Raw genomic sequence first — 2,561 nt, 5'->3', positions numbered from 1 at the left:
GCCCTGTTCGTCGGCTGGCTCACCGAGCACCGCGGCGCCCGCGCCGGGTTTTACATCGGAGGTCTCGTTTCGGTCGCCGCCGCGATCGCCACGCTGGTGGTTGACCGCACGCGGGCCGCCGCCCCGGGCGCCGGCGTCCCGTCGGCCGGCGCGCGAACTGTGGAGGGTTAGTCACGGCCCACAGCCTCCGGACCGTCCCTGACCCGCCACACTTTCCCGTTTTCCCGCACCGGGCCGCCCGCCGCCGGTGGTCTCGTTACCGGAGGTGATGTGCCGAATGTCGAGCGAAAAAGAGCCCAGGGAGCCATTGCACCGCATAATCTGGAGGCTGAGAGATTCTCCCAGATAATTCGATTCCATCACGAGGGCGGTGTACTATCCTCATGCGAGCATCCGACCGCGGCGGTGGCCGTGCCCAGTGACGTCGATCTGTGGCTGAGGCGTTTCCATCCGGCGCCGGCGAGCGCCCCTCGGCTCGTCTGTTTTCCCCATGCGGGCGGCGCGGCGAGCTTCTACGTCCCGCTGTCCAGGGCATTGTCGCCGGTCGCCGAGGTGCGTTCGGTGCAGTATCCGGGCCGCCAGGACCGGCGGACGGAGGCGCCCGAGACGGCCATCGAACCCCTCGCGGACCGCATTGCCGACGTGCTGCGTTCCCTCTCCGACCGCCCGCTGGCGTTCTTCGGGCACAGTATGGGGTCGACCGTCGCCTTCGAGGTGACCCGCCGGTTGGAGGCGGCGGGCGGCCCGGTGCCGTTCGTGCTGTTCGCCTCCGGCCGTAGAGCCCCGTCGACCTCCCGCGCCGAATCCGTGCATCTCCTGGACGACGAGGGTTTCCTACGGGAAATCCACGCGCTTGGTGGAACCGACCCGCGCATCCTCGCCGACCCCGAAATGCTGGAGCTGATCCTGCCGCCCACCCGGGCGGACTACCGGGCGATCGAAACGTATTCCGCCCCCTCGGACGCGGTGATCGGCACGGCGATTACCGCGCTGGTCGGGGATTCCGACGCCAAGGCCACCGTGGCCGAGGCCGAACAATGGCGGGCGCACACGACCGGCGCGTTCACGCTGAAGGTCTTTCCCGGTGGTCATTTCTACCTGTCGGACCAGCAGGCCGCCGTCATCGACACCGTCTCGGCCGGACTGGTTCCCGCGGCCACCGCGGCTCCCTCGCTCTGACCCGTCGGCCTGCCCCGCCGGCCGGCTCGTCGGTCAACGTTGTCGACCTGGACGTGTCGACCTGGACGTGACCCCCGCCACGGGCACCGGCGGCACCCCGGGCGGGATCCGCGTCAGCGTATTTCGTTCGGGGCCGTGGCACCGCGGCTACGCTTCGACCGTGCGGTACGGGTCGGGACGCAAGGGATACGAGGGGCACGAGGGAGACGAGGGACACGAGGGTGCGGTGGCCGGCCTGCTCGCCGCGGTCGCGGCCGAGACCGGCGCGTCCGCGGGGACCCCGCCGTCGCGGGCGATGTCCCGCGCCTACCGGGAGTTGTCCGACCGGTATCGCGCGAACGCCGCCACACCGGGCGACGGTGAGCTGACGGCGGATCACGTCCGGGCCTACCTCGCCGCCCGCCTGCCCGCGACGCTGGCGGTCACCCGCGCGGTTCTCGGTGAGGTGGCGCTGCGCCGCCCGGACTGGCGGCCCGGGTCCGTCCTCGACCTGGGCGCGGGTCCCGGGACGGCGACCTGGGCCGCGCTGGCGGTCTTCCCCGGCGTGACCCGGGCCGTCCTGGTCGAGCGGTCCGCGCTGATGATCGACGTCGGTCGCCGGCTGGCCCGCCGTGGTGGCGCGCCGGCCTTGGGCACGGCGACCTGGCAGCGCACGTCCGTGCTCACCCCGCCCGGCGACGGCGCGGACCGGGCCGACCTGACGGTGGCGGCCTATGTGCTCGGCGAGCTCGCCGACGGCGACCGGGCCGCAGCCGTGGCCGCGTGGTGGCGGGCCACCGCGGCGGAGCTGGTCGTCATCGACGCGGGAACCCCGGCCGGCTTCGCGCGGATCCGCGCCGCGCGCTCGGCGCTCGTCGAGACCGGCGCGACCATCACCGCGCCCTGCCCCGCCGACGACGACTGCCCGATGACGGCGGGGGACTGGTGCCACTTCGGCCGGCGGGTCGAGCGCAGCGCGCTGCACCGGGCGATGAAGGACGGTGCGCTCGGGTACGAGGACGAGAAGTACTCCTACCTCGTCGCGTCGCGTCGCGTCGCGCCGCGCCGCCCGCCCGCGCACGCCGCCGGCCGGGTGCTGCGCGTGCCACAGGCCCGCTCGGGCCACGTCCGGCTGACGGTCTGCGAGGCGCCGCGGCAGGGCGACGTGGTCGTGCCGCGGCAGGGTGACGTGGTCGTTTCCCGCAGTGAGAAGAAGGCCTACCGCTGGGCCCGGCGGGCCTCCTGGGGTGACGCCGTCCCGCCCGGCATCGGGCCGCGCTGACCCGCCGTTACCGGCGGGACCCGCCGGTGACCTGAACCCGGCGACGGGAACCCTTTGACCTGGTACCCGGCAGTCGTGGCCGGTTACCGGCTGTCTACTCTTATGTCTGTTATGTCGTGCC

The 2,561-nt window shown here is 73.1% G+C and carries 2 protein-coding genes; both read left to right on the top strand.

Features of this window, described 5'->3' with window-relative positions:
- Positions 1-405 precede the first annotated feature (405 nt).
- The gene (locus ACY5KJ_RS19700) at positions 406-1,179 is read left to right on the top strand and encodes a thioesterase II family protein (protein WP_462188807.1); all 774 of its coding nucleotides are present in this window, start codon (positions 406-408) and stop codon (positions 1,177-1,179) included.
- Between the two features lie 160 nt (positions 1,180-1,339).
- Positions 1,340-2,440, top strand: coding sequence for a small ribosomal subunit Rsm22 family protein (locus ACY5KJ_RS19695; RefSeq protein ID WP_462204064.1), 1,101 nt, complete (start codon positions 1,340-1,342; stop codon positions 2,438-2,440).
- The last annotated feature ends 121 nt before the right edge of the window (positions 2,441-2,561 follow it).

It is taken from the genome of Frankia sp. CcWB3, from assembly GCF_977927595.1.
The sequence above is the reverse complement of the archived record's forward strand: the minus strand, read 5'-3'. Positions and strand labels throughout refer to the sequence as shown.